The organism is Aliidongia sp. (assembly GCF_035943795.1).
GTDB lineage: Bacteria > Pseudomonadota > Alphaproteobacteria > ATCC43930 > CGMCC-115725 > Aliidongia.
The window spans coordinates 66,815-92,513 of record NZ_DASZBY010000116.1; the positions used below are offsets into that span (position 1 = coordinate 66,815).

The 25,699-nt window shown below is 67.8% G+C and carries 27 protein-coding genes; 4 read left to right on the plus strand and 23 right to left on the minus strand.

From position 1 onward, the window contains the following. Window positions 1–34 precede the first annotated feature (34 nt). The 12 genes from VGV37_RS22810 to VGV37_RS22865 all read right to left on the minus strand — a co-directional run bounded on the left by VGV37_RS22810 (window position 35) and on the right by VGV37_RS22865 (window position 10,123). Complete coding sequence (locus VGV37_RS22810; RefSeq protein ID WP_326882072.1) at window positions 35–1,225, minus strand: ABC transporter substrate-binding protein; 1,191 nt, start codon at window positions 1,223–1,225, stop codon at window positions 35–37. Window positions 1,226–1,297: 72 nt separating this feature from the next. Next, entirely contained in the window at window positions 1,298–1,993 is a 696-nt protein-coding gene (locus VGV37_RS22815) for an ABC transporter ATP-binding protein (RefSeq protein ID WP_326882073.1), read from the minus strand. Beyond that, window positions 1,993–2,700 carry an ABC transporter ATP-binding protein gene (locus tag VGV37_RS22820; RefSeq protein ID WP_326882074.1) on the minus strand — a complete coding sequence of 236 codons (708 nt, stop codon included), beginning with the start codon at window positions 2,698–2,700 and terminating at the stop codon, window positions 1,993–1,995. Before VGV37_RS22820 ends, VGV37_RS22815 begins: the two co-directional genes overlap by 1 nt. Beyond that, the gene (locus VGV37_RS22825) at window positions 2,697–3,695 is read right to left on the minus strand and encodes a branched-chain amino acid ABC transporter permease (RefSeq protein WP_326882075.1); all 999 of its coding nucleotides are present in this window, start codon (window positions 3,693–3,695) and stop codon (window positions 2,697–2,699) included. The genes VGV37_RS22820 and VGV37_RS22825 overlap by 4 nt, the downstream gene beginning before the upstream one ends. Continuing rightward, complete coding sequence (locus VGV37_RS22830) at window positions 3,692–4,540, minus strand: branched-chain amino acid ABC transporter permease (protein WP_326882076.1); 849 nt, start codon at window positions 4,538–4,540, stop codon at window positions 3,692–3,694. Before VGV37_RS22830 ends, VGV37_RS22825 begins: the two co-directional genes overlap by 4 nt. Window positions 4,541–4,552: 12 nt before the next feature. Then, entirely contained in the window at window positions 4,553–5,323 is a 771-nt protein-coding gene (locus VGV37_RS22835; RefSeq protein WP_326882077.1) for a glucose 1-dehydrogenase, read from the minus strand. Window positions 5,324–5,328: 5 nt separating this feature from the next. Next, window positions 5,329–6,102: an SDR family oxidoreductase gene (locus VGV37_RS22840; protein ID WP_326882078.1), complete on the minus strand. Its 774-nt coding sequence runs from the start codon at window positions 6,100–6,102 to the stop codon at window positions 5,329–5,331. Then, window positions 6,099–6,293: a hypothetical protein gene (locus VGV37_RS22845; RefSeq protein WP_326882079.1), complete on the minus strand. Its 195-nt coding sequence runs from the start codon at window positions 6,291–6,293 to the stop codon at window positions 6,099–6,101. The genes VGV37_RS22840 and VGV37_RS22845 overlap by 4 nt, the downstream gene beginning before the upstream one ends. 11 nt (window positions 6,294–6,304) lie before the next feature. Further along, on the minus strand, window positions 6,305–7,744 hold the full coding sequence (locus VGV37_RS22850) for a phenylacetate--CoA ligase family protein (RefSeq protein WP_326882080.1): 1,440 nt from the start codon (window positions 7,742–7,744) through the stop codon (window positions 6,305–6,307). Next, entirely contained in the window at window positions 7,741–8,148 is a 408-nt protein-coding gene (locus tag VGV37_RS22855) for a Zn-ribbon domain-containing OB-fold protein (RefSeq protein WP_326882081.1), read from the minus strand. Before VGV37_RS22855 ends, VGV37_RS22850 begins: the two co-directional genes overlap by 4 nt. A 2-nt stretch (window positions 8,149–8,150) precedes the next feature. Next, window positions 8,151–9,308 (minus strand): thiolase C-terminal domain-containing protein, encoded by a 1,158-nt coding sequence (locus VGV37_RS22860; protein WP_326882082.1) that lies wholly within the window; start codon window positions 9,306–9,308, stop codon window positions 8,151–8,153. Between the two features lie 17 nt (window positions 9,309–9,325). Next, a complete protein-coding gene (locus VGV37_RS22865) occupies window positions 9,326–10,123 on the minus strand; it encodes an enoyl-CoA hydratase/isomerase family protein (RefSeq protein WP_326882083.1) in 798 nt (265 codons plus the stop codon). Between the two features lie 115 nt (window positions 10,124–10,238). Here VGV37_RS22865 and VGV37_RS22870 point away from each other — a divergent pair, with 115 nt between their 5' ends. Further along, complete coding sequence (locus VGV37_RS22870) at window positions 10,239–11,069, plus strand: FadR/GntR family transcriptional regulator (protein ID WP_326882084.1); 831 nt, start codon at window positions 10,239–10,241, stop codon at window positions 11,067–11,069. Window positions 11,070–11,122: 53 nt separating this feature from the next. Beyond that, complete coding sequence (locus VGV37_RS22875; RefSeq protein WP_326882085.1) at window positions 11,123–12,382, plus strand: MFS transporter; 1,260 nt, start codon at window positions 11,123–11,125, stop codon at window positions 12,380–12,382. Between the two features lie 6 nt (window positions 12,383–12,388). Here the strand turns inward: VGV37_RS22875 and VGV37_RS22880 are convergent, their stop codons facing one another. Genes VGV37_RS22880 through VGV37_RS22900 form a run of 5 tightly spaced genes read right to left on the minus strand, consistent with a single transcriptional unit; the run spans window position 12,389 to window position 18,446 of the window. Then, window positions 12,389–13,690 (minus strand): four-carbon acid sugar kinase family protein, encoded by a 1,302-nt coding sequence (locus tag VGV37_RS22880; protein WP_326882086.1) that lies wholly within the window; start codon window positions 13,688–13,690, stop codon window positions 12,389–12,391. A 7-nt stretch (window positions 13,691–13,697) separates the two neighbouring features. Beyond that, window positions 13,698–14,969 (minus strand): ribulose-bisphosphate carboxylase large subunit family protein, encoded by a 1,272-nt coding sequence (locus VGV37_RS22885; protein ID WP_326882087.1) that lies wholly within the window; start codon window positions 14,967–14,969, stop codon window positions 13,698–13,700. 2 nt (window positions 14,970–14,971) lie between these two features. Then, a complete protein-coding gene (locus VGV37_RS22890) occupies window positions 14,972–15,523 on the minus strand; it encodes a VOC family protein (protein ID WP_326882088.1) in 552 nt (183 codons plus the stop codon). 20 nt (window positions 15,524–15,543) lie between these two features. Then, window positions 15,544–17,415, minus strand: coding sequence for a TRAP transporter large permease subunit (locus VGV37_RS22895; RefSeq protein ID WP_326882089.1), 1,872 nt, complete (start codon window positions 17,413–17,415; stop codon window positions 15,544–15,546). Window positions 17,416–17,435: 20 nt separating this feature from the next. Continuing rightward, complete coding sequence (locus tag VGV37_RS22900) at window positions 17,436–18,446, minus strand: TRAP transporter substrate-binding protein (protein WP_326882090.1); 1,011 nt, start codon at window positions 18,444–18,446, stop codon at window positions 17,436–17,438. A 148-nt stretch (window positions 18,447–18,594) separates the two neighbouring features. Between VGV37_RS22900 and VGV37_RS22905 the strand changes: the two genes are divergently transcribed. Further along, window positions 18,595–19,623, plus strand: a complete 1,029-nt coding sequence (locus VGV37_RS22905; protein WP_326882091.1) for a LacI family DNA-binding transcriptional regulator — start codon at window positions 18,595–18,597, stop codon at window positions 19,621–19,623. Between the two features lie 11 nt (window positions 19,624–19,634). On the opposite strand, the gene VGV37_RS22910 is transcribed toward VGV37_RS22905, so the two are convergent. Genes VGV37_RS22910 through VGV37_RS22925 form a run of 4 tightly spaced genes read right to left on the minus strand, consistent with a single transcriptional unit; the run spans window position 19,635 to window position 23,003 of the window. Beyond that, complete coding sequence (locus VGV37_RS22910; protein WP_326882092.1) at window positions 19,635–20,066, minus strand: DoxX family protein; 432 nt, start codon at window positions 20,064–20,066, stop codon at window positions 19,635–19,637. Window positions 20,067–20,083: 17 nt separating this feature from the next. Beyond that, window positions 20,084–20,938 (minus strand): intradiol ring-cleavage dioxygenase, encoded by an 855-nt coding sequence (locus VGV37_RS22915; protein ID WP_326882093.1) that lies wholly within the window; start codon window positions 20,936–20,938, stop codon window positions 20,084–20,086. After that, on the minus strand, window positions 20,931–22,019 hold the full coding sequence (locus VGV37_RS22920) for a maleylacetate reductase (RefSeq protein ID WP_326882094.1): 1,089 nt from the start codon (window positions 22,017–22,019) through the stop codon (window positions 20,931–20,933). The genes VGV37_RS22915 and VGV37_RS22920 overlap by 8 nt, the downstream gene beginning before the upstream one ends. Before the next feature lie 6 nt (window positions 22,020–22,025). Further along, window positions 22,026–23,003 (minus strand): amidohydrolase family protein, encoded by a 978-nt coding sequence (locus VGV37_RS22925; RefSeq protein WP_326882095.1) that lies wholly within the window; start codon window positions 23,001–23,003, stop codon window positions 22,026–22,028. A gap of 142 nt (window positions 23,004–23,145) precedes the next feature. Between VGV37_RS22925 and VGV37_RS22930 the strand changes: the two genes are divergently transcribed. Then, on the plus strand, window positions 23,146–24,498 hold the full coding sequence (locus tag VGV37_RS22930; RefSeq protein WP_326882096.1) for an MFS transporter: 1,353 nt from the start codon (window positions 23,146–23,148) through the stop codon (window positions 24,496–24,498). Here VGV37_RS22930 and VGV37_RS22935 read toward each other — a convergent pair. Together VGV37_RS22935 and VGV37_RS22940 are read right to left on the minus strand one after the other, a co-directional pair. Next, window positions 24,495–24,998, minus strand: a complete 504-nt coding sequence (locus VGV37_RS22935) for a MarR family winged helix-turn-helix transcriptional regulator (RefSeq protein ID WP_326882097.1) — start codon at window positions 24,996–24,998, stop codon at window positions 24,495–24,497. The two genes, VGV37_RS22930 and VGV37_RS22935, sit on opposite strands and share 4 nt — an antisense overlap. A gap of 87 nt (window positions 24,999–25,085) precedes the next feature. Next, window positions 25,086–25,697, minus strand: coding sequence for a glutathione S-transferase family protein (locus VGV37_RS22940; protein ID WP_326882098.1), 612 nt, complete (start codon window positions 25,695–25,697; stop codon window positions 25,086–25,088). Window positions 25,698–25,699 lie beyond the last annotated feature (2 nt).

The window sequence follows — 25,699 nt, forward strand, 5'->3', positions numbered from 1 at the left end:
CCGGTCCCATCAGGGGCCGGGCGCCGGTCTGCCGTCAGCCGGGCATCTTGCACGTCACCGCCGGGGCCACGTCGGCGGCGCTGACCGTCGTCTTGACCACCGGGCGCAGCACGCCGTCGACCTTCTCGACCACGCCGAAATAGTTCGGCTTCAGCAACTGGTGGTCTTCGGCGCGCAGCTTCAGCTTGCCCATGATGGTGTCGAACTCGCCGCCGGACATCGCCTTGGCGACGTCGTCCGGCTTCACGCTGTTTGCCGTTTTCACCGCCTGGAACAGCACCTGCATGCCCAGATAGGTCTCGCCCTCGAAATTGGTCGGCGGCGTGTTGTATTTCGCGGTCCAGGCCTTCACGAACGTCTTGTTCTCGGGCGTGTCCAGGGTCGAACTGTAGTTGATGATGCCGTAGATGCCCTGCGCCGCGTCGCCCAGCGTCTTGACCGTGCCGTCGGTGGTGAAGCTGACGCCGGCGACCGTCACCGAACTGGTCAGCCCGAACTGCTTCGCCTGCTGGGCGAAGTTGATCGCGTCGCGGCCGGCGAGCACGACCCAGACGCCTTCGGCGCCGCTTTTCTTGATCTGCTCGATATAGGGCGCGAAGTCGTTCACGTCGGCTGGCGTGTAGAGGTCGGCGACCATCTCCTTGCCCATGCCCTTGGCGGCTTTGTCGAACAGATCGCCCGAGCCGCGGCCCCATGCGATGTCGGCGGCGACGACCGCCCACTTCTTTTCCTTCCGTTGGGCCAGCCAGGGCTTCACGGTCGCCGCATCCATCGCCGACTGGGTGTTGACCCGGAACACGCGCGGCACGCAGTTGGCACCGGTCAGCTCGTCCGCCTTGTTGATGGTCGAGATGTAGATCGAACCCCAGCGATCCATCAACGGCGCGATGGCGAGGCCTTCGCCGGACGCGATCGTGCCGGTCAGGATGGTGTAGCCTTCCGACACCAGCTTTTCGGACTGGCGGCGGGCCAGGTCCGGCTTCGCCTCGGTGTCGTAGGATTTGAACTCGACCATGTGGCCGGCGATGCCGTGCTGGGCGTTCGCCTCGTCCGTCGCGAAGCGGACGGCGCGCATCACCTCCTCGCCGAGCGTCGCGTAGGGACCCGACAGATCGGTCGGCACGCCGATGCGCAGCGGATCCGCCGCGAAGGCCGACGTCGCCAGCATGGCGGCAAGCATCGCGCTCCCGGCCGCCGCGGTGAAAGCATGGATCGACCTAGGCATTGTGCTCCTCCCCTGTTCCCGCCCGTCGGGCGGATGATGCGGATCGATCGTGTGTCGATCTCGTCGTATGGCTCAGATCGCGATGTGCCCCTGCAGGGCATCGCGGCTGACGTCGCGCAGAGAGCCGCTTTCGGCGACCGCGCCCTTGGACAGGACGTAGAACCGTTCGGCCACCCGGTGGATCAGGCTGACGTTCTGTTCGATCAGCAGGATGCCCATGCCGTCCTCGCCCAGCCGGACCAGCAGGGCGGCCAGGTCATCGACGATGACGGGCGCCAGGCCCTCGCTCGGCTCGTCCAGGATCAGCAGGTCGGGGTTCGCCATCAGCGCGCGCCCGATCGCCAGCATCTGCTGCTGCCCGCCGCTCAATGCCGAGCCCGGATTCATCCGGCGCTCGCGCAGGATCGGGAACAGCTCGTGGATCTTCGCCAGGGTCCAGGCGCCACGCCGGGCGGTGGCCGAGCCCAGCAGCAGGTTTTCCTCGACGGTCAGGTTCGGCAGGATGCCGCGGCCCTGCAGGACCACGGCGATGCCGTTCTGCGCCGGGGTATAGCCGCGCAGATCCTTCACCGTCCGGCCGCGCATCTCGACCCGGCCCTGGGCCACGCGGGTGCCGCCGCACAGCGTGTTCACCACCGTGGTCTTGCCGACGCCGTTGCGGCCGACCAGCGCCACCCGCTCGCCGCCGCCGACCTCGAAGCTCACGCCATTCAGGATCCGGGCCTGGCCGTAGAGCGCGTGTACGTCGTGGAACGCGAGCAGCGACATCACGCCTCCGTGCCCAGGTACGCGGCGATCACCGTCGGGTTGGCGCGGATTTCCGCACAACTGCCTTCGCTGAGCGATCGGCCGAGATGCAGCACGGTGATCCGGTCGCAGATCGAGAACACGACCTGCATGTCGTGCTCGACCAGCAGCACCGTCACGCCCCAGCGGTTCGCGAGGTCGCGCAGGATGCGGGCGAGGCCGAGGGATTCCTCCATCGTCAGCCCGGCCGCCGGCTCGTCGAGCAGCAGCACGCTGGGCCGGCCGACGAGGGCCAGAGCCAGGTCGAGCCGCCGCTGGTCGCCATAGCTGATCTCCGCCGCCGGCCGGTCGGCGTGCGCGCGCAGGTCCAGTTCGTCCATCACCTCGTCGATGTCGGCGTCCGCGACCGCCCATGAGGCGATGCGCAACTGCTGCTCGACCGACAGGTCGGGGAAGATGTTCGTCCGCTGGAACGAACGGGCCATGCCGCGCTTGCGCCGTTGCTGCGGGCTGAGGCCGCTGATGTCCATGCCGTTCAGCAGGACCCGGCCGCCGGGATGCTTCGCCCGGCCCGACAGCACGTCGATCAAGGTCGACTTGCCGGCCCCGTTCGGCCCGATCAGGCCGCGGATCTCGCCCTGGCGCACCGCGATGTCGACGCCGTCGAGTGCGGTAAACCCGCCGAACCGGCGGGTGAGCCCGATGCCTTCGATCGCGAGCCCCTTCATCGCCGCCGCAATCCGATGAGGCTGCTCGCCAGGCCGACGATGCCCTCCGGCATGGTCAGGGTGACGAAGACCAGCACCGTGCCGACGATGGCCGGCCAATATTCCGCGAACTGGCCGGCCAGGTCCTTGATGTAGAACAGCACAATGGCGCCGATCGCCGGGCCGACGATGAATTTGGCGCCGCCGACGATGGCCATGACCAGGGCCGAGCCGGACAGGCTCCAGTGCAGCATCTGCGGGGCGATATAGCCGTTGTAGCTCGCCTGCAGAATGCCGGCGATGGCCGCGATGAAGGCGGCGATCGCATAGACCAGCGCGCGCGGCACGGTCGTGGACAGGCCGATGAAGCGCGCCCGTTCCTCGTTGTCGCGGATCGCGGCCGCGATCTGGCCGGTGCGGCTGGCCGAGAACAGCGTCAGGCCGACCAGGGCCACGACCAGGATGGACCAGGCGAGCACGACCATGACGGCCGGGTCCTGCAGGCCGCGCGTCGGCAGGCCGAACAGGCGGGCGGGCAGGTTGAACGACATGCCGTCGTCGCCCTTGGCCAGCTCGCGCCAGCGGAAGGCCACCTCGTAGAGCGCCTGGCCGATGGCGAGCGTGAGCATCGCATGGGCGACACCGGTCACCCGGGCCACGACCAGCCCGAACAGGAAGGCGACCAGGGTCGGGACGGCGAGGGCCAGGACGAAAGCCAGCTCCGGCGTCACCAGCGAACGGGCGATCAGGATGGCGAAGACATAGCCACCCAACCCGAAGAACGCCGCCTGGCCAAAGCTGATCCGGCCGTTCTGGCGGATCAGGAAGCCGACGCTGGTCGCCAGCAGCGCGTCGAACAAAGATTGCGCCATCAGCGACATCGCGACCTTCGACGGGGCGATCCAGGGCAGCGCGAAGCCGACGATCAGGGCGACGGCACCCAGCAGCAGCGGCAACAGCGGGATGCCGCGCCGAGGTTTGGCGCGCGGCGCGATGGTGTCGGCGGCGATCGTCACGAACGCGCCCCCCCGAGGCCGGTCGGGCGCCAGATCAGCACGCCGACCATCAGCAGCAACGGCAGCATGGTCGAGGCCCAGGGCAGGTAGATCGCCCCGAAATTATGGATCTGGCCGATCAGGATGGCGGCCACGAACGCGCCGCCGAAGCTGCCCATGCCGCCGACGACCACGACCACGAAAGAATCGATCAGGATGTAGTTGCCCATGGTCGGCGACAGGGTCAGCAGCGGCCCTGCGACCACGCCGGACAGGCCGGCGAGCGCCGTGCCCAGGCCGACGACGATCAGGCTCAGCCGGTCGACGTTGATGCCCTGGATCGAGGTGATCCGGGCATCCGCGCTCGCGGCGCGCACATAGAGGCCGATCCGGCTGAAGCGCAGCCACGCCGTCAGGGACAGGGCGACCAGGATGCTGACGGCGATGACGAACAGGCGGTAGACCGGGAACGGCGATCCGGCGATCTCGATGGTGCCCGACAGCAGGTCCGGCATGGGATAGCGCAGGTACGCCTTGCCCCAGACCACCGTCACCAGGGTCTCGAGGATCAGCAGCAACCCGAAGGTCACGAGCACGGTGACGATGTGATCCTGCTTGCGCAGCGCCCGGAACAGGGTCGCATCCAGGACGCAGCCGGCCACGGCCATCGCTACCACCGCGACCAGCAGCCCGCCCCACCAATAGCCCGCGGCGGCGACGGAATAGCCGACATAGGCGCCGGTCATGAACAGGGCGCCATGGGCGAAATTGACCACTTGGCGCAGGCCGAAGATCAGCACGAGCCCGACGGCGAGCAGATACAGCAATCCGCCATAGACGACGCCGTTCAGCACCTGGATCAGCATGTGCCCGCCCCCTTATCCTGCCGTGTAGCCGCCGTCGACGTACAGGGTCTGACCCGTGACGAAGCCGGCGGCTGGCGAGGCGAGGAAGACGAGCACCCCGGTCACGTCCCCGACCTCGCCCAGGCGGCCGAGTGCCGAGCGGGCCAGCACCCGGTCATAGAGATGCGGCTGGGTGCGGATCAGGTCGCGGTTGAGGTCGGTGACGATGACCGTGGCGCCGATCGTGTTGACCGTGATGCCGTGGGGTCCCAGCTCGAAGGCGAGTGCCGCGCCGAAATTCGCCAGTCCCGCCTTCGACGCGCAATAGGCGGTCCGGGTCGCCATGCCGCGCCCGGACAGGATCGATCCCATGTTGACGATGCGGCCGTGGCGCTGCGCGATCATCGGCCGGGCGAAGGCGCGCGAGCACAGGAAGGCGCCGGTCAGATTGACGTCGAGGATCGAGCGCCATTCGTCGAGCGGCAAGTCGGCCAGCAGCTTTGGCGAGGTGACGCCGGCATTGTTGAACAGGATGTCGACCGTGCCGAATTCGGCGACGACCGCGTCGCGCGCGGCGTCGACGGACGCCTCCTCGGTGACGGAGGCCTCGACCACGAGCGCCCGGCGGCCGGCCTGGCGGATCGCGGCCGCGGTCTGCTCCAGCTTCGCGACGTTGCGGCCGACGACCGCGATATCGGCGCCGGCCTCGGCGAGGGCCACGGCGGCGGCACTGCCGATCCCGCCGCCGCCGCCGGTGACGACGGCGACGCGGCCTTCCAGGCTGAACGAAGGGCTGGGGCTCATCCTCATCACATCGCCATCTGGCCGCCGTCGACCGGCAGGGCGACGCCGGTGATCATGCGGGCTTCGTCGGACACGAGAAACAGCGCGGCACTGGCCACGTCTTCCGGCTCCGGCATGCGGGCCAGCGGGATGGTCGCGCGGAACCGCTGCAGCGCCTCCTCGCGATCGGCCGCCATGCCGGGCAGGAACGCCTGCAGCATCGGCGTCTCGATCACCGTCGGGCACAACGCATTGACCCGGATGTTCTGCGGCGCCAGCTCCAGCGCCAGGCTGCGGACCAGGCCGACGATGCCGTGCTTGGCCACGGTGTAGAGGCTGAAATTCGGCTTCGCCTTCAAGCCTTGCAGCGACGAGGTGAACAGCAGCGCCGCACCGGCGGGATTGCGCCTGGCACTGTCGCGCAGCGCCGGCAGGGCAGCGCGGGCCATCTGCATGACGCCGAACAGGTTGACGCGCAGCACGCGCTCCAGCGTCTCGTCGTCGACATCCTCGAACGGCCCGGTGAACGGGCCGCCGGCATTGTTATGGACGATGTCGAGGCCGCCGAACCGCTCGACGGCGAATTCGACGGCGCGCGCGTTCTGGTCGCTGGCCGTATGGTCGCAGCGGATGAAGGCCGCCGCTGCTCCGATCGCCTCCGCCACCGCCCGGCCGCGGTCCTCGGCGATGTCGGCGATCACCACCTTGGCGCCCTCGGCCGCGAAGCGCTCGGCGACCGCGCGGCCGATGCCGGACCCGGCTCCGGTGACGAGAGCGACCTTGCCGGCGAGACGGCTCACGAGCGCGCCTCGCCGGCGCCGATCGGCGCCACCAGGTCGATCAGCGCCGCGATGCGGCCGCGCAGATGGCAATATTGCCCGACCAGCAGGGCATCCTGCGAGCGGCACAGGCTTTCGGCATCCGACAGCATGCGCGTCAGGATCTGATGGTCGCGCTCGGACGGGTCCGGTGCGAGATGGGCGGTCCTCAAAAGACGCCTCCCTATAGGCGATAGCCTTGTTGGCGCTCGTCCTTCCAGCGGCGAGCCTTGTAACTGAACTCCGGCAATTCGCTGCGGGCGCAGAGAACCGCCGTCATCCAGACGTTCGTGCGTTCCTTGATCGAGGTCCGGACCGCCTCGACCAGCCGGCTGCAGGCTTCCGGACCGCTCGATGCGATGGCTTCCGACAGGGCCAGCCGAACCTCGACCTCGGTCTTGCCGTCGGCGCTCGTGTAGACCCGCCCGGCATACTCGACGATCTCGCCGTGGGAGAATACGGCGGCATCGATCGCCGAGGGCCAGACGTTGTTGCCGCGGATCTTCATCATGTCGTCGAACCGGCCGATCGTGCCGCACTCTATGGCATTCCAGGCGCGTCCCGAAGCCGCGTCGCGATGGGACACGAAGCGCACCGCGTCGCCGGTGCGGAAGCGGATGACCGGAGAGCCCTCGATCGACAGGTTCGTCACCACCAGCTCGCCCATCTCGCCCGAGGCGACCGGCTTCAGGGTGACCGGGTCCAGCACTTCGCACAGGGTTTCCCACTCGAACAGCGACATCAGCCCGCGGCCGCCGCTCGCCGACAGGGCGCCATCGGCACAGGTCGAGGCGCCGAAGCCGGCGCATTGCGTGCTGCCGTAGCCTTCCTGCAGCCGGCAGCCCCACAGCGCCTCGATCCGCTGGGCCCATTCGATCGGATAGCCTTCGGCCGCGATGAACAGGGTCCGCAAGGTCGGGAACGCGCGGGCCGGCTCCAGGCCGCGGCGCACCAGGGCTTCGGTCAAAGTGTGGAGATAGTTCGTCGAGGCATAGATGAAATTGACCTCGCCGATCTTCAGCATCAGGTCGATCTTCGCCTCGGTCGAGGTCGAGCCGCCGACGTGGAATGCGGTGGCGCCGATGATGCGCAGGCCTTCGCCCGGTCCCCAGCCACCGGTGGTCAGGCCGCCGGCCGGCACGCAGTTGATCGCGAGGTCGCCGGCGCGCAGGCCGGCCAGGAACCAGGGCAGGGCATGCATGTAGCCCTGCATGTGCACGTCGTGCTGGCTGCGCCCGTAGATCTCCTGCCCCTGACCCGACGTGCCGCCGGTCATGTTGACGAGCGCCACCGCTTCGCGGGCGATGCCGAGCCGTTCGCCGAACGGCGGATGCTCCGTCTGGTCGGCCAGGAAGGCGCCTTTGGTCGACAGCGGGAAATGCTCGAAGAACTGGTCGAGCGAGGTCAGTGCCTCCGGGTCGATCCGTCCCTCGTCCATGCGCCGGCGGTAATAGGTACTGGTCCGGTACAGGCGCTGCAGCTGCCGACGCAGCTTCTGCAACTGCAGTGCTTCGAGTTCGGTCCGGGACAGGGCGGCGAGGCTGGCGAGCCGTGCCGATTCCAGGAACGGAACCTGCCGGGGATCGTCGCCCTGCCTCATGCCCTGCGCACCGGCGGTCGTCATGACGGCTCGAACAGCGGCAGGGAGATCTCCGGCGTCGCCTGCCGGAACGTGACCTTGACCGGCATGTCCGCCGTCACCTCTTCCGGCGTGCAGCCGACGATGTTGGTGGCGATGCGCACACCTTCCTCCAGCGCCACCAGCGCCACGACATAGGGCACGTCGCCGGCATAGACGTCGCGCGGGACGGGGTGGCGCACGACGATCCAGCTGAACACGCGGCCGCGGCCGCTGCTCTCGACCCAGGTCTGCTGGTCCGACTGGCAGTTCGGGCAGAAATGCGTCGGCGGAAAGCGCGTGTGGCCGCAGCTGCCGCACCGCTGCAGCAGCAGCTTGCCCTCGCGGCAGCCTTCCCAGAACGGCCGGGTCTCGACGTCGGGCACCGGCAGGGGCTTTGCGTAGGTCATGGTCAGTTCCTCAAAACCATCGCGCTGCCGCACGTCATCGCGCCGGCGGTGGTCAGGCAGGTCTCCACGTCGGGGACCTGCCGCAGACCGGCGTCGCCGCGCAGCTGCTGGACCGCTTCCAGCACGTGGTTCAGCCCGTGGATGTAGCCTTCCGACAGCAGGCCGCCGTGGGTGTTGAGCGGCAGGGCACCGGTGCGGGCGATGCGGCCGCCGCCGATGAACGACCCGCCTTCGCCATCCTTGCAGAAGCCCAACCCCTCGAGCTGCATCAGCACGCTATAGGTGAAGCAATCGTAGATCTGCGCCATGTCGATGTCGGCCGGGCCCATGCCCGCGCTCTTCCACAGGTCGTCGGCGATGTATTTCGCGTAATTGTGCGAATGGTCCGGCCAGCGGATCGCGTCGAACAGGTCCTCACCCTGGTTCGGGCCGCCACCATAGGCGCCGCCGGCAATGTAGACCGGCTTGTGCTTCAGGTCGCGCGCACGCTCGGCCGTGGTGACCACGACCGCGCAGGCCCCGTCGGTTTCCAGGCAGATATCGAGCATGCGGAACGGATCGACGATCATGCGCGAGGCCATGTAGTCGTCGAGGGTGATCGCCTCGCGCTGCATGGCGCGCGGATTGTCGATCGCGTTGCCGCGGAACGTGACCGCGATCTCGCCCAGCTGCTCGGCGGTCGTGCCGTACTCGATCATGTGGCGGCGGCACCACATGGCCATCGCCTGGGGATAGGTGATCCAGCCGAAGGGTGCGGTGAATTGCGTGATGCCCTGGGCCGACAGTTCCCGGCCGCCGCCCAGCCGGAATCCGGACCGGCCGTTCATCGCGCGATAGCACACCACGGTCTTGGCCAGGCCGGCCTCGATCACCGCCGCCGCCGTCAGCACGATCATGTTGGCGGCATTGCCGCCGCTCAGGAAATCATTGGCATAGCGGACGTTCGGCACGCCGATCTCGGTCGCGACCGAGATGGACGGCACGGAATCATTGAAGTTGAAGCTGACGAAGCCGTCGACGTCGCCGACCTTCAGGCCGGCGTCGCCGATCGCCGCGAGGCTGGCCTCCGAGGCGAGGCTGCGCACCGTGCGGCCGGAGTTCTTCGAGAACTGCGTCCAGCCGATGCCCGCGATCGCGTATTTATCCCGCAGCGAATACATGAGATTGGCCCCTTCGATCAGCTCGAGAACACCGGCTTGCGCTTTTCCTTGAACGCGACCAGCCCTTCGGTCGCGTCGGGTTCGGTCGTGGCGTAGCGGTGGACGAAATCGATTTCCTGCCTGAGGCCCGTCTCGAGGTCCGTGGTCAGCGTCAGGTTGGCGAGGTGCTTGGCCCCGCGCAGCCCGGCGCGGCTCTTCTCGCCCAGGCGGGCTGCAAGCGCCGTCACCGCGGGCTCCAGCTCGCCATCCGGAACCACTTCGTTGACCAGGCCGATCGCCTGTGCCTGCTCGGCGGTCAACAGGTCGCCGGTCAGCATCAGGTGCTTGGCGCGCAGCAGCCCCACGGCGCGCGGCAGCCGTTGCGAACCGCCGGCCCCCGGCAGCTGGCCGAAATTCAGATGGCCGTCGCCGATCTTGGCGGAAGCGGTCGCGACCACCAGGTCGCAGGCCAGCAGCAGCTCCAGCCCGCCCGCGACGCACACGCCATTGATCGCCGCGATGTAGATCTTGGACGAGGCCTCGATGGCGCAAAGCATCCGGAAGAAATCGTCGAGGAAGCCGGTGAACCGGTCCGGATGGCGATAGAGCTCGATGTAACCGTCGAGGTCGCCGCCGGCGGAAAAGCTGCGGCCGCGCCCGGTCACGATGACCGCATAGACGTCGGACCGCGCCTCGAGCGCCGCTATCGCGGCCTTCAGCTCCCGCACCGTGGCCCAGTCCAGCGGATTGAGCTTGTCGGCGCGCGTCAGGGTCAGCCGGGCGATCGAGCCGTCCCAGCTTACCGCGACATTCGTGTCGCCGACCAATTCGCTCACACGTTCCTCCGGGCGCCATACTGGCCAACAGTCCGTTTGTCGGACAATTCCAATTACTGTATCATCGCGAGCGACCCCGTCAAGGGAGCGGCGAGCGATGGCGGAAAGGGCTATCTTGGAAATCACGAGACACAGCCAAGGACCCGACGTGCAGGAACATGAGTTCAGCCGGATCGAACGTGCACCGGCCTATCGTCTGGTCTATGACGCGATCGAACGGCAGATTCTGGCGGGACGCCTGCGCGTCGGCGATCCGCTGCCGGCGGAAACGCAGCTGGCCGAGCAGTTCGGCGTCAACCGATCGACGGTGCGCGAGGGCATCCGGCTGTTGGAGCAGAGCGGCCTGGTCGAGCGCGATGGCGGCAAACGCCCGCGCATCTCGGTGCCCCATTACCTGGATCTCGCCTCGTCGGCCAGCCGTGCCCTGATCCTGCACATGGTGACGTTCCGTGAACTCTGGGAAGCCTCGATGGTGCTCGAACCCGCGATCGCCGAGCGGGCGGCCGGGCATATCGACGAAAAGGGCCTGGCCGACCTGTCCGCCAACATCGCGGCCATGACGGCGGAGGTCGAGGGTATCGAGACCGGCCGGCCGGCCGACGTGTACGGCTTCGTCGGGCTCGACCGGGCCTTCCACGAGATCCTCGCCAACGTCTGCGGCAACCGCGTGCTGGCGCTGGCGCACGAACCGGTGACGTCGCTGTTCATCCCGGCCGGTCGGATCATCCTGCCGCGGCTCAAGACCTATCGGCGCGTGCTCGACGCCCATCGCTACATCTTCGACTGCCTCGTCGCCGGCGACGCGCCCGGCGCGCGCACCTGGATGCACAAGCACATGGATGATTTCCGCCGGGCCTATGAATTGACCGCGTTGTCGCTCGACACGTCGCTCGACGCCGCCAGCCTCGGCATGGTCAACGGCACGGCCCAGGCGCACAGCCGGTAGGGGAGGTCTCGGGCCAACTTGCCACGCCGGTCAGCTTCGCCCAAAGTCGCGCCATGAACCTTTCCACCCAGACACCTGCCGCCGCTGCGGACGATTACGCGCCCGACGGCCGCTATGCCTTCATCCGAATGGGCGTTTCGCTGCTCGTCGCCACCCTGGCCGGGGTCGGGATGTGGGCGGTCATCGTCGTCCTGCCGAAGGTGCAGGCCGAGTTCGGCGTCGACCGCGCGGCGGCCTCGGCGCCCTATACCCTGACGATGCTGGGTTTCGCCTTCGGGACGATCACGCTCGGGCGGCTGGCGGATCGCGTCGGCATCATGGTGCCGATGCTCATCGCGTGCGTCTGCCTCGCCCTGGGCTTCGTGCTGGCCGGGCTGGCGCCCAGCCTCGTCATGTTCTCGGCCGTACATCTGCTGCTGATCGGCATCGGCGCCGGTGGCGGGTTCGCGCCGATGATGGCGGATATCTCCCATTGGTTCGTCAAGCGGCGCGGCCTGGCGGTCGTCATCGTCGCCTCCGGCAATTACCTGGCCGGGGCCCTATGGCCGCTGATCATCAACGCGCTCATGCCGCTGATCGGCTGGCGCGGCACCTATATGGCGATCGGCGGGTTCATCGTGCTGACCCTGCTGCCGGCCACCTTGTTCCTGCGGCGGCGCCCGTCCGCGCGCATGATGACCGAGGCTGATAATGCGACCAAGGCTTCCGTGGTCGACGTCGGCGTTTCGCGGCGGCTGCTCATCGGCTTGCTGATGCTGGCGGGATTTTCCTGCTGCACGGCCATGTCGATGCCGCAGGTCCATATCGTCGCCTATTGCGGCGACCTCGGCTACGGCGTCGCGCGCGGTGCCGAGATGTTGTCGCTCATGCTGTTCCTCGGCATCGTGTCGCGCATCGGCTCCGGCTTCGTGGCGGATGCCATCGGCGGCACGGCGACGCTGCTGATCGGCTCGCTCATGCAGGGCGTGGCGCTGCTGCTATACCTCTATTTCGACGGGCTGACGTCGCTCTACGTCGTCTCCGGCATCTTCGGCCTGTTCCAGGGCGGCATCGTGCCGATGTATGCCGTGATCTGCCGCGAATTGCTGCCGCCACGCGAAGCCGGCGCGAAGATCGGCCTCCTCGTCTCGTCGACGATCGTCGGCATGGCGTTCGGCGGCTATTTCTCCGGCGTGATCTTCGACGTCACCGGCTCGTATCGCATGGCCTTCCTCAACGGCGTGCTGTGGAACGCGCTCAATCTCGCGATCGTCGGCTGGCTGCTCTGGCGCCGCCGCAAGTCCATACCGGTTCCGTTCGCCACGGCGGCCTGACCGTCGTCAAGGAGTACCGGCGATCAGTGCGTCATACAGGTCCGTGCCGCCCATCTGACCGCCCTTCAGCATGATTTCCAGCCCGTCGAACGCGGGATCGTCGGCGCGCAGGCGGCACAGAGCGACGCCGGGGCCGAACTGGCCCAGCCAGATCAAACCCCAGGGCGCCAGGGCCTGGACCGCGTGGCTCGACGTGTCGCCCCCCGCGATGCCGACGCGCGACACGGGATGGCGTTCCAGCACCCGGCGCAGCAGCCGTGCGCAGGCTGACGCCAGCAGGCTTTGGACCTCGGCGACCGTGCCGGTCGAGGCCGCGGTGTGGGCCAGGACGTGCCGGCCGTCACGCAGCAGTTCGGCGATGCGGGTCTCGATCTCCGGAACGTAGGCCGGGTCGTCTTGCACCAGCCGCATCGCATCCAGCGGCACCTTCACATAGGCCCCGGTCGCGGCGATCTGGCGCGCATTGACCGGCGACATGCTGCCGGCCAGCAGGAAGACCGGACCGCGTGCCGGCGCAATGCGCCCATCCCGGGCGCGACGGTTCAGCTGCCAGTGATCGATCAGGGCCTGGGCCACGCCGCTGGCACCGACCACCAGCAGCGGTGCGGCCCGCGCCCGCTCCCACAGCAGCCGGCCGATCATGCCCAGGTGAGCCTCGGTGCCGACGTCCAGCAGGATCGGCCGGATCGTGGCGTCGGTCGCGAGCAGCCCGTCCAGCATCTCGTCCAGTTCTGCCGCCGGACGGCCGTACGCGCGCCAGTCGATCAAGCCGATCGGTGCCAGGCCCTGCCGGCGGAGGTGCCGGCGCAGGTCGGCCTCGTCCATCGGCGTGACCGGGTGGTGCTGCATGGTCGGATGCCGATCGATCCGATGGGCCGGCCCACCCGCTTCCGACACGGCGAAAAGCTGACCGAACAGGCAATGGCGCCCCAGGCTGGGCTGCCCGCCCAGGATCGGCACGAACGGGTTGGCGAGCGGCGCGTGGAGCGTTTCGATCGCCGTCGCGATGTTGCCGACGTGCGGCGCGCTGTCGAAGGTCGAGCAGCATTTATAGTGGAGGACCCGCGCCCCGCTGACCGCCAGGAACCGGGCGAGCGGTTCGAGTGCGCGCCGCATCGCGTCCGGCGCCATGGCCCGGGCCGCACCGGCGATGCCCAGCGCGTCCAGGTCGCCGACCGCCGCCAATTGCTTGGCGCTGGGCACGTCCAGGAACAGGAAAGCCCTGAGGCCGGCCTGGGCCAGGGTGGCGAGCGTGTCGCTGGCGCCGGTGAAATCGTCGCCGTACCAGGCGAGCTTCAAGCCCGACATCGCGGCGTCAATGGCCGAAGAAGGCGAGGGCGTCGCGCAATTCCGGTGAGGTGAGCGCCGCCGTCGTCAGGCTTTGTCCCGTCCGGACCGCGTCCCAGGCCTGGTGCAGGCTGCGCACGCCGGCGGCCGCTCCGCCCGGATGGGCCAGGATGCCGCCGCCGGCCATGAACAGCAGGTCGGCGCTCGGCACCGTCTCCAGGGTGATCGGCAGGGTGCCGGCCCATTGCCCTGACGAGAAAGCCGGCATGACCCGGTCGTCGAGATCGTTCGGATCCGCAAGCGGGGTCAGGCAATCGCGCGCCGACGTTCGGACCTCGTCGTCGCTTTGCGAGAATTTGCCCTGCAGCCCGTGGACATGCATGTGGTCGACGCCGGCCAGGCGCCACAGCAGCTGGTAGGGCTGGAAATCCATGCCGAGCGCCGGCGCGCGCGAGAACATGCCGAAGCCGTTGCGATGGCCGTGGACGGCCAGGCCGGTCTCGCGCCGGATCGCCTGGACCGACGAAAATCCGCACCAGTTGAGGCTCATCATGACGCAGCTGCCGCCCTCGCGGGCGACCAGCTCGGCATGGCGCCGCATCGCCTCGTGCTCGTCGCTGATGTTGAAGGCGACCATGACCGCCTTGCCGGTCCGGTCGCGCCAGCGCCGCACCCGGTCCATCACCGCCCGGATCCGCTCGCCGATCGGCGCATGGGCCGGGTCCGCGCAGACCTCGTCGTCCTTGATGAAATCGATGCCGGCCGCGCACAGGTCGCCGACCAGGTCGCCGGTCGCCTCGGCCGAGAGGCCGACGTTCGGCTTGATGATCGTACCGATCAGCGGCCCTTCGGCAACGCCCGTCAGGGCCCGGGTGCCGGCCACGCCATGGCGCGGCCGCTCGAAGCGCGCACGGAATTCGGGCGACAGGCGAATGTGCTCGAGGCGCACCCCCGTCGTTTCGCCCAGGTCGTACAGGTTGCCGGCCACGGTCGCGGCCAGGGTCGGCAGGTTGGTGCCGATGTTGGCGGTCGGGAACGACACGGTCACGCGCGCCCGGTGCCAGACGCCGTCCGTGCGCTTTCGATCGAGCAAGGCGTTGGGCAGGCTGGGCGTTGCGGCCGGCTCCAGCGTCTCGATCCGCTCGACGGTGGCGCGGCTGCGGGCGCGCAGGTCGTCGGTCTCGCCCGCCACGCGCACGAAGGTGCCGCTGCTCTGTTCGCCGGCCAGCACCTCGGCCACCTTGGCCGGGTCCAGCGGCGTTTCGATCAGGTAGGTCGCTTCCAGACGGTCCGCCATCATGGTCAGAGCGTGGCCAGGTCGGGGAAGGGACGGACCGGGTCGCGCCCGTCCCAGCCCTCGGCGGCGGCACGGATCAGGTCGAACAGTTTGCCCTTGGGGCCGGCGACCTCCGACAGTTCGATGACCGTGCCCGGATGCACGCCCGGATGGTCGCCCTGGTCGAAATAGGCGAAGCGGCCCTTCTCGCCGACCTCGCCGCTCATGACCGGCCTGAAGCCCTGCCGTTCGAGCCTGGCCAGATCGTCGTCGTAGGACTGGGTCCAATAGGCGACATGCTGCAGGCCCATATTCCCGCGGTCCATGAATTCGCGGTACATCGACGGCGCGCCGTTGCGGGTCTGGATCAGTTCCATCTGCAGCGGACCCGAATTGGCGAGCGCCACCGAGTTGTGCACCTCGTAGCTCTCGCCGCGGAACCGGTAGTTCCGGATCGGCACGCGCTCGTTATAGAACCAGGGGCCGATGCCCAGCACCTCGCTCCAATAGGCCATGGCGGCCTCGATGTCCGGCACGACGAAGCCGGCCTGGCGGATCTGGCCGAAAAAGCGACTCATGAGCGTACTCCGGAAACGGATCAGGAAGGGAGGAAGCCGGTCGACAGCCAGGGCACGGCCGCGACGATGACGAGGCCTGCGAGCAATGCCGCGACATAGGCCCAGATATGCTTGATGCCTTCGTCGGGACTGATCTTGCTGATCGCGCAGGCGCCGTAATAGCCGACGCCGAACGGCGGCGAGAACAGGCCGATGCCCATCGCCAGGATCACGACCATGGCGTAATGCACCTCGTGGACCCCGGCTTGGCGCGCGATCGGGAACAGCAGCGGTCCGAACAGGACGATGGCCGGAATGCCTTCGAGCACGCTGCCCAGCACGACGAAGACGAGGATGGAGATGGCGAGGAAGCCGTAGGCCCCACCGGGGATGCCGGCCATCAGATGGGCCAGGTCGCGCGAGAAGCCCGACTGGGTCAGGCCCCAGGCCATCGCCGTGGCGCAGCCGATGATGAAGATGATGGCGCCCGACAGCGATGCGGTCTCGACCAGCATGGGCACCAGCCGCCGCCACGGAAACTGGCGGTAGACCAGCAGGCCGACCAGCGCCGAATAGACGATGCCGATGGTCGACACCTCGGTCGCCGTCGCCACGCCTTCGACGACTGCCGCGCGGATAACAAACGGCAGCAGCAGCGCCGGCAATGCCACGACCAGCAGCCGCGCGATCTCCGACCGGCTGTGGCGCTTGACGTGGCTCAGGTCCTCGCGGCGATAGCGCCACCAGACGACGCTGCACAGGGCGATGCCCAGCACGAGGCTCGGCAGCAGGCCGCCGGTGAACAGCGCCGTGATCGAGACCCCGGTGACGGAACCGATGGTGATCAGCACGATGCTGGGCGGGATCGTCTCGGTCTGCGCGCCGGACGTGGCCAGCAACGCCACCAAGTCGCCGGGCTTGGCGCCACGCTTCACCATCTCGGGAAACAGCATCGGCGCGATCGCTGCCATGTCGGCGACCTTGGAGCCGGAGATGCCCGAGATCAGGTACATGGCGCCCAGCAGCACATAGGACAGGCCGCCGCGCACATGGCCCAAGAGGCTCGCCAGGAACTGGATCATGGCCTTGGCCATGCCGGTCATCTCGATGAGCAGGCCCAGAAACACGAACAGCGGCACGGCCAGCAGGATCAGGTGCGACATGCCTTCGTCGACCCGCCCGACCATGACCAGCATCGGTGTCTGGGTGGTGAGCGCCAGATAGCCGAAGGTGGCGAGCGCGAAGGAAAAGGCGATCGGCACGCCGGCGAACACGGTGGCGCCGACCCCGACCACGAAGAAGATGACCAGGTTGGCCTTGCCGAGCGGCGCCAGCACCGGCCCGGCCAGCCAGAAGGCGGCGACGATGGCGGCGGTGACGCCGAGCGCTACCAGCCGGTCGCCCAGGGTGCCGACCCGGACCAGCCGAAGGGCAGCGGCGAGGATCATCAGGCCGATGCCCACCGGCAGGGCCACCGCGCGCCAGGCACTGCTGATCTCGAGCGCCGGGGTCACGATGTCGGCCTCTTCGCTGGCATAGTCCCAGGCCGGCCTCACGATCAGCACCAGGAAGGCCAGCGAGGCCGCGATCGCGAACGTATCGAGCAACACCCGCGAGCGGAGCCCGAAGCGGCTGACCAGTGCGGTCATGCGCATATGCTCGCCGCGGCGAAGCGCGATGACCGCGCCCAGCATCGACAGCCACAGGAACAGGATCGACGCCAGCTCGTCCGACCAGACCAGCGGGTGCTGGAACCCGTAGCGGGCGACGACGCCGGAAAACAGCACCAGGATTTCCGTCAGCACCAGCAGGGCCGCCGCCGCCTCGACCGTGACGGCGAGCGCGGACTCGACCCGTCCGGCCGCCGCCGCGAGACCGCGGAGACGGGCTGGCGTCCGACCCTGTCGGGACATGGCGGTCACAACGGCCACCGCTAGGCCAGCTTGCCCACGGACTGCTCCAGTAGGCCCCAAGCCTCGTCGCCGAAGCGGCCCTTCCAGTCGGCATAGAAGCCCGAATCGCGCAGGGCAGCGCGGAAACTGTCGGCCGCCGGCTTGTTGAAGGCCAGGCCCTTGGCCTGCAGGTCGGCCTGGACGGTTTCGTTCAGCTTGCGGATGTCGTCGCGCTGCTTCAGCCCGGCATCGTTGATCGCGCCGGCGACGATGGTCTTCAGGTCGTCCGGCAGCCGCTCCCAGGTACGGCCGTTCGCGATGAACCAGAAACCGTCCCAGATATGGTTGGTCAATGAACAGTATTTCTGCACTTCGTTGAGCTTCGCCACCTGGATGATCGGCAGCGGATTCTCCTGCGCGTCGACGATCTTGGTCTGCAGCGACGTATAGACTTCGCTGAACTGCAGGCTGACCGGCGAGGCCGACAGCGCCTTGAACATGGCGATGCTGAGCGGGCTGACCGGCACGCGGATCTTCAGGCCGTTCATGTCATGGGCCGTTTCGATCGGCTGCTTGCTGCTGGTGGTCTGGCGGAAACCGTTGTCCCACATGCGCTCGAACGCGTGCAGGTGCATCTTGGCCATGGCGTCGCGGACATGGGCGCCCAACTTGCCGTCCATGGCGGCCCACACCTGATCGTAGTCGGCGAAGGCGAAGCCCACCGCATTGATCGCCGCGACCGGTACCAGCGTCGCCACGACCAGGGCCGACGGCGTGAAGAAATCGATGCCGCCGCTGCGCACCTGGGCCAGCATGTCGGTATCGCCACCCAATTGGTTGTCCGGGAAGATCGTGATTTCGACCCGGCCCTTGGACTCCGCCTTGATCCGGTCGACCGCTTCCTGCGCACGGATGTTCAGCGGGTGGGTCAGCGGCAGGTTGTTGCCGTATTTGAGGGTGAATTCCGCGGCGCGCGCCACGCCGGGGGCCGCGAGCGCGAAGGGCGCAGCCGCGAGCGATTGCAAAACGGTACGCCGGGACAGAACGGCCATTGACGCTTCCCTCCAAATGACTTTATCGATGATGCAATTTGATGCGCCATCACTCCGGATTTTGAGCAAAAATATTGACGATCGACGGGATGTGTCAAACCATCATAATGATGGTTTTTGATGTGAAATCGCGCCGGGAAATGAACCGATGACCGGTCGGGCGCGGATCGGGGATGTCGCACGCCGGGCCGCCGTGTCGGGTGCCACGGTCGACCGCGTGCTGAACCGCCGTCCTGGCGTGCGCGAGGCGACGGTGCAACGCGTGTGGGCCGCCGCGCGGGAGCTGGGCTACCTGTCGGAAGCCGATCTCTTCGCCAGCCTCGCCCCGTCGCCGATGCGTCTCGAGTTCCTGCTACCGGCCGGCACGAACCGCTATCTGCGCATGCTGGGCGAATACATCCGGAATGCCGAGGAAGTGCTGTCGCCGTTCAACGTGCGCTGCCGCTGCCACTTCATCGACAGTTTCGACCCGCAGGTTCTGGCCGAAAGCCTGCTGCGTTATGGCAAGGGCGCCGACGGGATCGCATTCATGGCGTTGGAACATCCCGTGGTGCGCGAGGCCGTCAATGCGCTGGCCGCGCGCGGGGTGCATGTCGTGACCTTGATCTCGGACCTGTCGAATTCCCGGCGGGCGGCCTATGTCGGCATGGACAATCGGGCGGCGGGCCGGACCGCCGGCTACCTGGTTGGGCGCCTGCTGGGGCCGCGCGGCGGCCAGGTCGCGATGATCGCCGGCAGCCTCAGCTATCGCGGGCACGAGGAACGCGAGATGGGCTTCCTGCACGTGATGCGCGAGATGTTCCCGTCGCTGGGCGTGGTGGGCCTGCGCGAAGGGCACGACGATGCCAACAACAATTACCGCCAAGCCCGCAGCCTGCTGGCGCAGCATGGCGACCTGGTAGGGCTCTACAACATCGGCGGCGGGTCCGGCGGTATCGGCCGGGCACTCAAGGAAACCGGGCGGGACCGCCAGGCGGTGTTCGTCGGGCATGGCCTGACGCCGGACACCCGAAGCCTGTTGATCGACGGCACGCTCGACGCCGTGATCACCCAGGATCCGCCGTCGATGGTGTCGAACTGCATCCGGATCTTCACCAACCTGCGCGATCAGCGCGAGCCGATGGCTGGCGTCGAGCCGATCCGGATCAGCATCATCTTCCGCGAGAACCTGCCCTGACGGGCTCTGCGTCAAGCCGCCTGTCTGGGACGCAGCAGGATCGCCTGCAGGGAATAGTTGCCCGGACCGAACGTCGCGATCAGGCCCAAGCCGCCCATCAGGCCCAGGTTCTTCAGGAAATTCACCGTCTGCGACACGACCGTGGCATCGGTCGCCGCCCAGAACTGATGGAACATCAAGGTGGCCGCGAAGGTGAAGGCGATCAGGATGCTCGCCGCCGGCCGGGCCAGCAGGCCCAGCAGCACCGCCGTGCCGCAGCCGAGTTCGATCGACAGGGCGCCGGCCGCCAGCACCTTGCCCAACATGCCACCCCCGCCCGGCAGGCGCGACGCGGTCACGCTGAACGCCAGGATCTTGCCGATGCCGCTGTAATAGAACAGCGGGGTGAACAGGATGCGGGCCGCGAGCAGCGCGACGTTCTTGAAGGGATCATTCTCGGACATGCGGCATCTCCTCGAGCTTATTTTCCGGAAGGCTTCAGGCCGAAATCGTATGTGAGGAAGCGGAACGGCCCGGTCATCCGGCCGTCGCCCGAATCGTGCCGGGTGAAATCGGCGATCAGCGAATTCTTCACGCCGAATACCGCATCGGAATCCAGGTACGGGCTGTCGGCCGCGAAGACATGGGTCACCAGCGTCTGGTAGCCCTCGGCCGCAATCATGAAATGGATGTGGGCCGGACGATTGGGATGGCGCGCGGTCGCCTGCAGCATGTCGCCGACCGGCCCGTCGTCGGGGATCGGGTAGAACGAGGGCATGACGGATTTGAAGGAAAACTTGCCGTCCGCGCCGGTATGGAAACGGGCGCGCAGCAGAGCGGTCTCCAGTTCCGGGCGCTGCACGTCGTAATACCCGTCCCGGTCGGCCTGCCAGACGTCGACGATCGCACCGGCCAGCGGCCGGCCGTCGGCGCCGCTGACCGACCCGTCGACCAACAGCGGTTCACCCGGCAGGCTGCCGGCGATGTCGGCGCCTAGCGGAAATTCCGGTGGTCCGGCGACGTAGAACGGGCCGAGCACGGTCGTCTCGGTGGCGCCGTCGGGCATGCGATGGTTGATGGCATCGACCAGCATGGATAGGCCGAGCGTGTCCGACAGCAGGATGAATTCCTGCCGCTTGTCGGTGCACATCCGGCCGGTGCGGGTCAGGTAGTCGATGGCGTATTGCCATTCCTCGAACGTCAGTTCGACGTCGCGGGCGAAATCGTGCAGATGCCGCACCAGGCTCTGCATGATTTGTTTCAGGCGCGGATCGGGCGTGGCCGTGAAACGGTCGAGCACGGCCGCGGTGATGTTCGTCTCGTCGAAGTCACGCACGGGCGGGGTTCCTGTCGGCAAGGGGGCGCAGCGGTGCGCCGCGATGGGCATCGCCCAGCAGGGCGCGGATCGACGGCTCGGAGATCGGCCTGGGATTGGGATAGGGCACGGCCGCCGCGAATGCGGCGAGCCGGTCGAGGTCCGCCTCGCGCACGCCGAGCGCCGCCAGCGACGATGGCGCACCCAGCGCTATCGCCAGGTCGAGCAGGCCCTGGGCGGCGTCCGCCGTGCCGAGCGCGCGGGCGATCCGGGCCATCGCCTCCGGTGCCGCCCCGGCATTGAACCGGGCGGCATGGGGCAGGATGACCGTGTGGGTTTCGGCATGCGGCAGGTCGAGGGCGCCGCCCAAGGTATGGCACAGCTTGTGGTGCAGCCCCATGCTGGCCGCATTCAGCACGGAGCCGCACAGCCACGCGCCATAGAGTGCGTCGCTGCGCGCTTCGCGGTCGTGGGGCGTCGTCGCCAGGCGAGGCAGGGCGCGGGCGAGCGCCCGGATGCCTTCCTCCGCCAGCAGCGAGACCACCGGGTTGCCGTCGAACGCATACAGCGCCTCGACCGCATGGGCGATCGCGTTCATGCCGGACACGGCGGTGAGCGGACCGGGCAGTGTCAGGGTCAGGTCGACGTCGTAGAGGATGACCTCCGGCAGCACTTTCGGGTCGCGCAGGGTCGTCTTCCTGCCGTCGACGGTCTGGCCGAGGATCGAGGTCGCCTCGGAGCCGGCATAGGTCGTCGGGATGACGATCTGCGGCAGGTCCGTGCGCAGGGCCAAGGCCTTGCCGAGGCCGACGGTCGACCCGCCGCCGAGCGAGACGATGCAATCGGCATCGATCCGGGAGACCAGCGCCAGGGCGTCCTCGGTGACCGCCACCGGCGTATGCATGGTGGCGCCGGCGTAATGGCCGGCCGCCAGCGTGCCCAACTGCTCGACCAGACGCAGCGCCGCCGCCTGTTGCTGCGGCGTCGACAGCACGAGGGCGCGCTGGCGGCCCAGCCGCCGGATCTCCTGCGGCAGTTCGGCGACCGTGCCGGACCCGAACAGCACCCGGACCGGCCAAGCCATGTAGGTGAACGGTGGCATGGCGGGTCAGTCGAGCTTGAACAGCGACCGGGCGTTGCCGCGCCCGATCTTGTAGCGGTCGTTCTCGGCGATCGCGGTCGTGTCGAACCAGGCGGCGGCATGGTCGATGTTCTCGAACGGCCAGTCGGCCGAGAACAGGATCCGGTCGGCGCCGATCTCCAGCATCGCGTCGATCAACGTCTGGGTGCGGAAATTGCCCGAGGTCGTAATGTGGAAGTTCTCACGGAAATACTCGGCGATCTTGCGTTTGGCCGGATAGCGGTTCTGTTCCTTCATCCACTTGTTGTGGTTGTCGACCCGCCACATGGAATAGGGCAGCCCCTCGCCCATATGCCCGATGATGATCTGCAGCTTTGGATGGGCATCGAACAGGCCGGATCCCATCAGGCGCAGCGCATGCACCGCGGTTTCCTGGCCGAACGCCCAGGTCGGCCCCATCAGCCAGCGATGCCCCTCGTAGAGCGCGGCATCCTTGGCGAGAGGGTTGCGCGGGTGCAGGTAGAACGGCACGTCCAGCCGTTCGACCTCGGCCCAGAACGGCCAGAATGCCTTGCCGTCGTAATAGACGGCATCGTCATGCTCGGCGACCTGGGTGAAGCCGTTGACCAGCGCGCCCTTGAAGCCCAGCTCGTTCACGCAGCGGGCCAGCTCGCGCGCCGCCGCCTCAGGGTCCTGCATCGGCAAGGCCGCCAGGCCCTGGAAGCGATCGGGGCGGCGTTGCACCTGCTCGGCCAGGAAGTCGTTGGCGCGCATCGACAGGCCGATGGCGTGCGCGCTGACCCGGATGGCCTGGACCGCCGGAGCGTTGAGCGACAGCAGCATCATCTCGATGCCGTGGGCGTCCATCTCGCTGAGGCGGCGATCCTGGATGTCGAGCAGGCGGGCCTTCAGTTCCGGCCAGTCGCTCTCCGGCGAAAAGCCCGCACTGTCATTCACCGTTTCGTCGAGCGCGAAATGCTCCTCGAGCGCGATCTTGCCCTGCATCTTCCGGTCCTTCCTTAGCGCCTCGTCGGCGAATTTCCCGAATGAGGCGCCTCCGTCGGCATTGTTGTCAATGGGAATGTTGCATTGACAACAATGCCGACGGAAATCATTATCTGAAAAAATCGGATAGGGGAGGCGCGCCATGCATACGGAAACCCAGGTCAACGTCGAGACGGAACTGAGCGAGGCGCGGGTTGGCCGGCTGCATCGCACCCTGGGCGTGCTGATCACGCTCATGACCATGTTCGACGGCTATGACACCTTCAATCCGGCCTATGTGATCCACTATGTCGCCGGCCCCTGGGGCCTGACACCAGGCCAGGCGGGCTTCCTGGTCAGCAGCGGACTGGTCGGGTTCCTGGTCGGCGCCGCCGGCCATGGCGCGGTTGCGGACCGGCTGGGGCGACGCCGGACGATGATCGCCGGCCTGTGGCTGGTGAACCTGTTCACCCTGCTGACACCGCTGCTGGGGCATGGTTTCGCGGTGTTCTGCGGCATGAGGATGCTGACCGGCATCGGCCTCGGCGTGCTGCTGCCGCTCGGGACCACCTACATCAACGAACTGGCGCCGCGGCGCGTCAGCAACGTCTTCTCGCTGTGGGGCGTGACGCTCGGCTGGTCCTTGGGCGGGACGGTCGCCGGCCTGGTCGGCGTATTCCTGACGCCGCGCTTCGGGTGGGAAATCCTCTATTGGGTCGGCGCGTTGTCGATCCCGCTGACCTTCGTGCTGCAGGCCGTCCTGCCGGAAAGCCCGCGCTTCCTGGCGGCGAAAGGCCGGACCGAGGAATTGCGTGCCCTGCTTGGCCGGCTGCGGCCGGAACGGGCCGCGAGCTATGCCGCGGCTGCACTGGTGCTGCCGCCTGTGCCGCGCGTGCGCAATCCGATCGCGGCGTTGCTGGAGCCGCGCTATCGCCGCGTGTCGCTGACGATCTGGGCGACGTCGTTCCTCAGCCTGTTCTGCGTGTTCGGCCTGACCGGCTGGATCCCGACCGTGATGATGCAGCGGGGCGAGAGTTTCGCGGCCTCGTTCGGCTTCGGCGCGCTGATGCAGATGACCAGCTTCCTGGGCGGGCTGACCCTGGCCGGCATCGTCGACCGGCGGCCGTCACGCGCCACGCGGTTCCTCAGTACCTGGTGGCTGGTCGGTGGCTTCAGCGTACTGGTGCTGCTGTTCGCCGACAGCCATGTCGTCAACCTGGTCTCGGTCGCGGCCTCCGGCTTCTTCATCGTCGGCGCCCAGCATGTGCTGAACAATTTCACCGCCAGCAGCTACGAGACCGGAATGCGTGCTTCCGCGGTCGGCATGGAACTGGGCGTGGGACGCGTGGGCGCCATCCTGGGTCCGTTCGTCGCCGGGCTGCTGCAGAGTGCCACCCATGGGTCGCAGGCGATGTTCTGGACGTTGGGTATCGCGGCCCTGGTCGGTGCCGGCACCATCGCGTCGCTCGGGCTGCGCGGTCCGCAGGCGCCGGAGGTTCAACTCGTCCGCAGTTAGTCGGACGCCGCCTTGCGTCGCGCCTTGGGCTTGGCGGCCTCGGCGGCGTCCCAGGCGTCCAGTTCGGCCTCGAGCATGTCGACGTTCTGGTAAATCACGTTCAGCGTCGCCTTGAGCGCATCGATCTCGGCGGCGCTGAGCGCGCCGGTCGCGACCTGCTCGTAATAGTGGGCGCGCGGCTGCAAGCGGGTAACCAGGACCTTGCCGGCATCGGTCAGGCCGACATGCAGGCTACGCTGGTCGTTCTCGGGACGCACGCGCGTCACCAAACCCCGGCGCTGCATGGTGGCGACGAGCCGCGACAGGGTCGACATTTCCATGACCGTCAGCACTGCCAGGTCGCCCAGGCGCTGGACGCCGTTCTCCTCGGCCAGGAACGCCAGCACCCGGTACATCGGCAGGGTCAGGTCGTCGCGCTTCAGCTCGCGGGCGAACAGCTCGCCCATGCGCACGCCCAGGCGGGCCAGCAGATAGGGCAGGGCGCGGGACGGACGATACAAGGCGACGTTGCTCCGACGAAGTTTCGGAGCAACGATAGCCTCACAACCTTTCGACCTGCAACGCTTGTGTCGACAATCGTTGCGTCGTTACGCGCCGAAGCCCTCGGCCGCCAGCGCTTTCGTGATCGCCGGCCGGGCGCGCATCGTCTCGTAGTGGCGCAGGCAATTGGCCGGCAGGTCCAGCTTCATGCGTTCGCGTGCCCAGAACTCCGTATAGAACAGGGCGGCGTCGGCGATCGAGAAGGTGCCGAGCAGGAAGTCCTTGCCCTCCAAGGCCTTGTCCATCAGGGCAAAGGCATTCGCGACGATGTCCCGGCCCTTGGCCTTGACCGCATCCTGGTCGGCACCAAAGTTTTCCGGACGGAACAGCCGCGAGAAGCCCTGCATGTGCAAGGTGGCCACGACATAGTCGATCGCCTCGAGCGCGCGGACCTGGCCGTCGACATCGTCCGGCAGCAGCTTCGCCTCCGGGTTGGTGCGGGCGAGCCAGGTGGCGATCGCCGGGAATTCGGTCAGGATCGAGCCGTCGTCCCGCTCCAGAGTCGGCACCTTGGACTTGGGATTGATCGCCTTGAACGCGTCCGAGTACTGCTCCTTGGTCGCGAAATCGATCTTCTGCAGATCGTAGGGCTTGCCGATTTCCTCGAGGATCACGTGGATGCCGAGCGCGCAGGTGCCGGGACCGTAGAAAAGCTTCATCG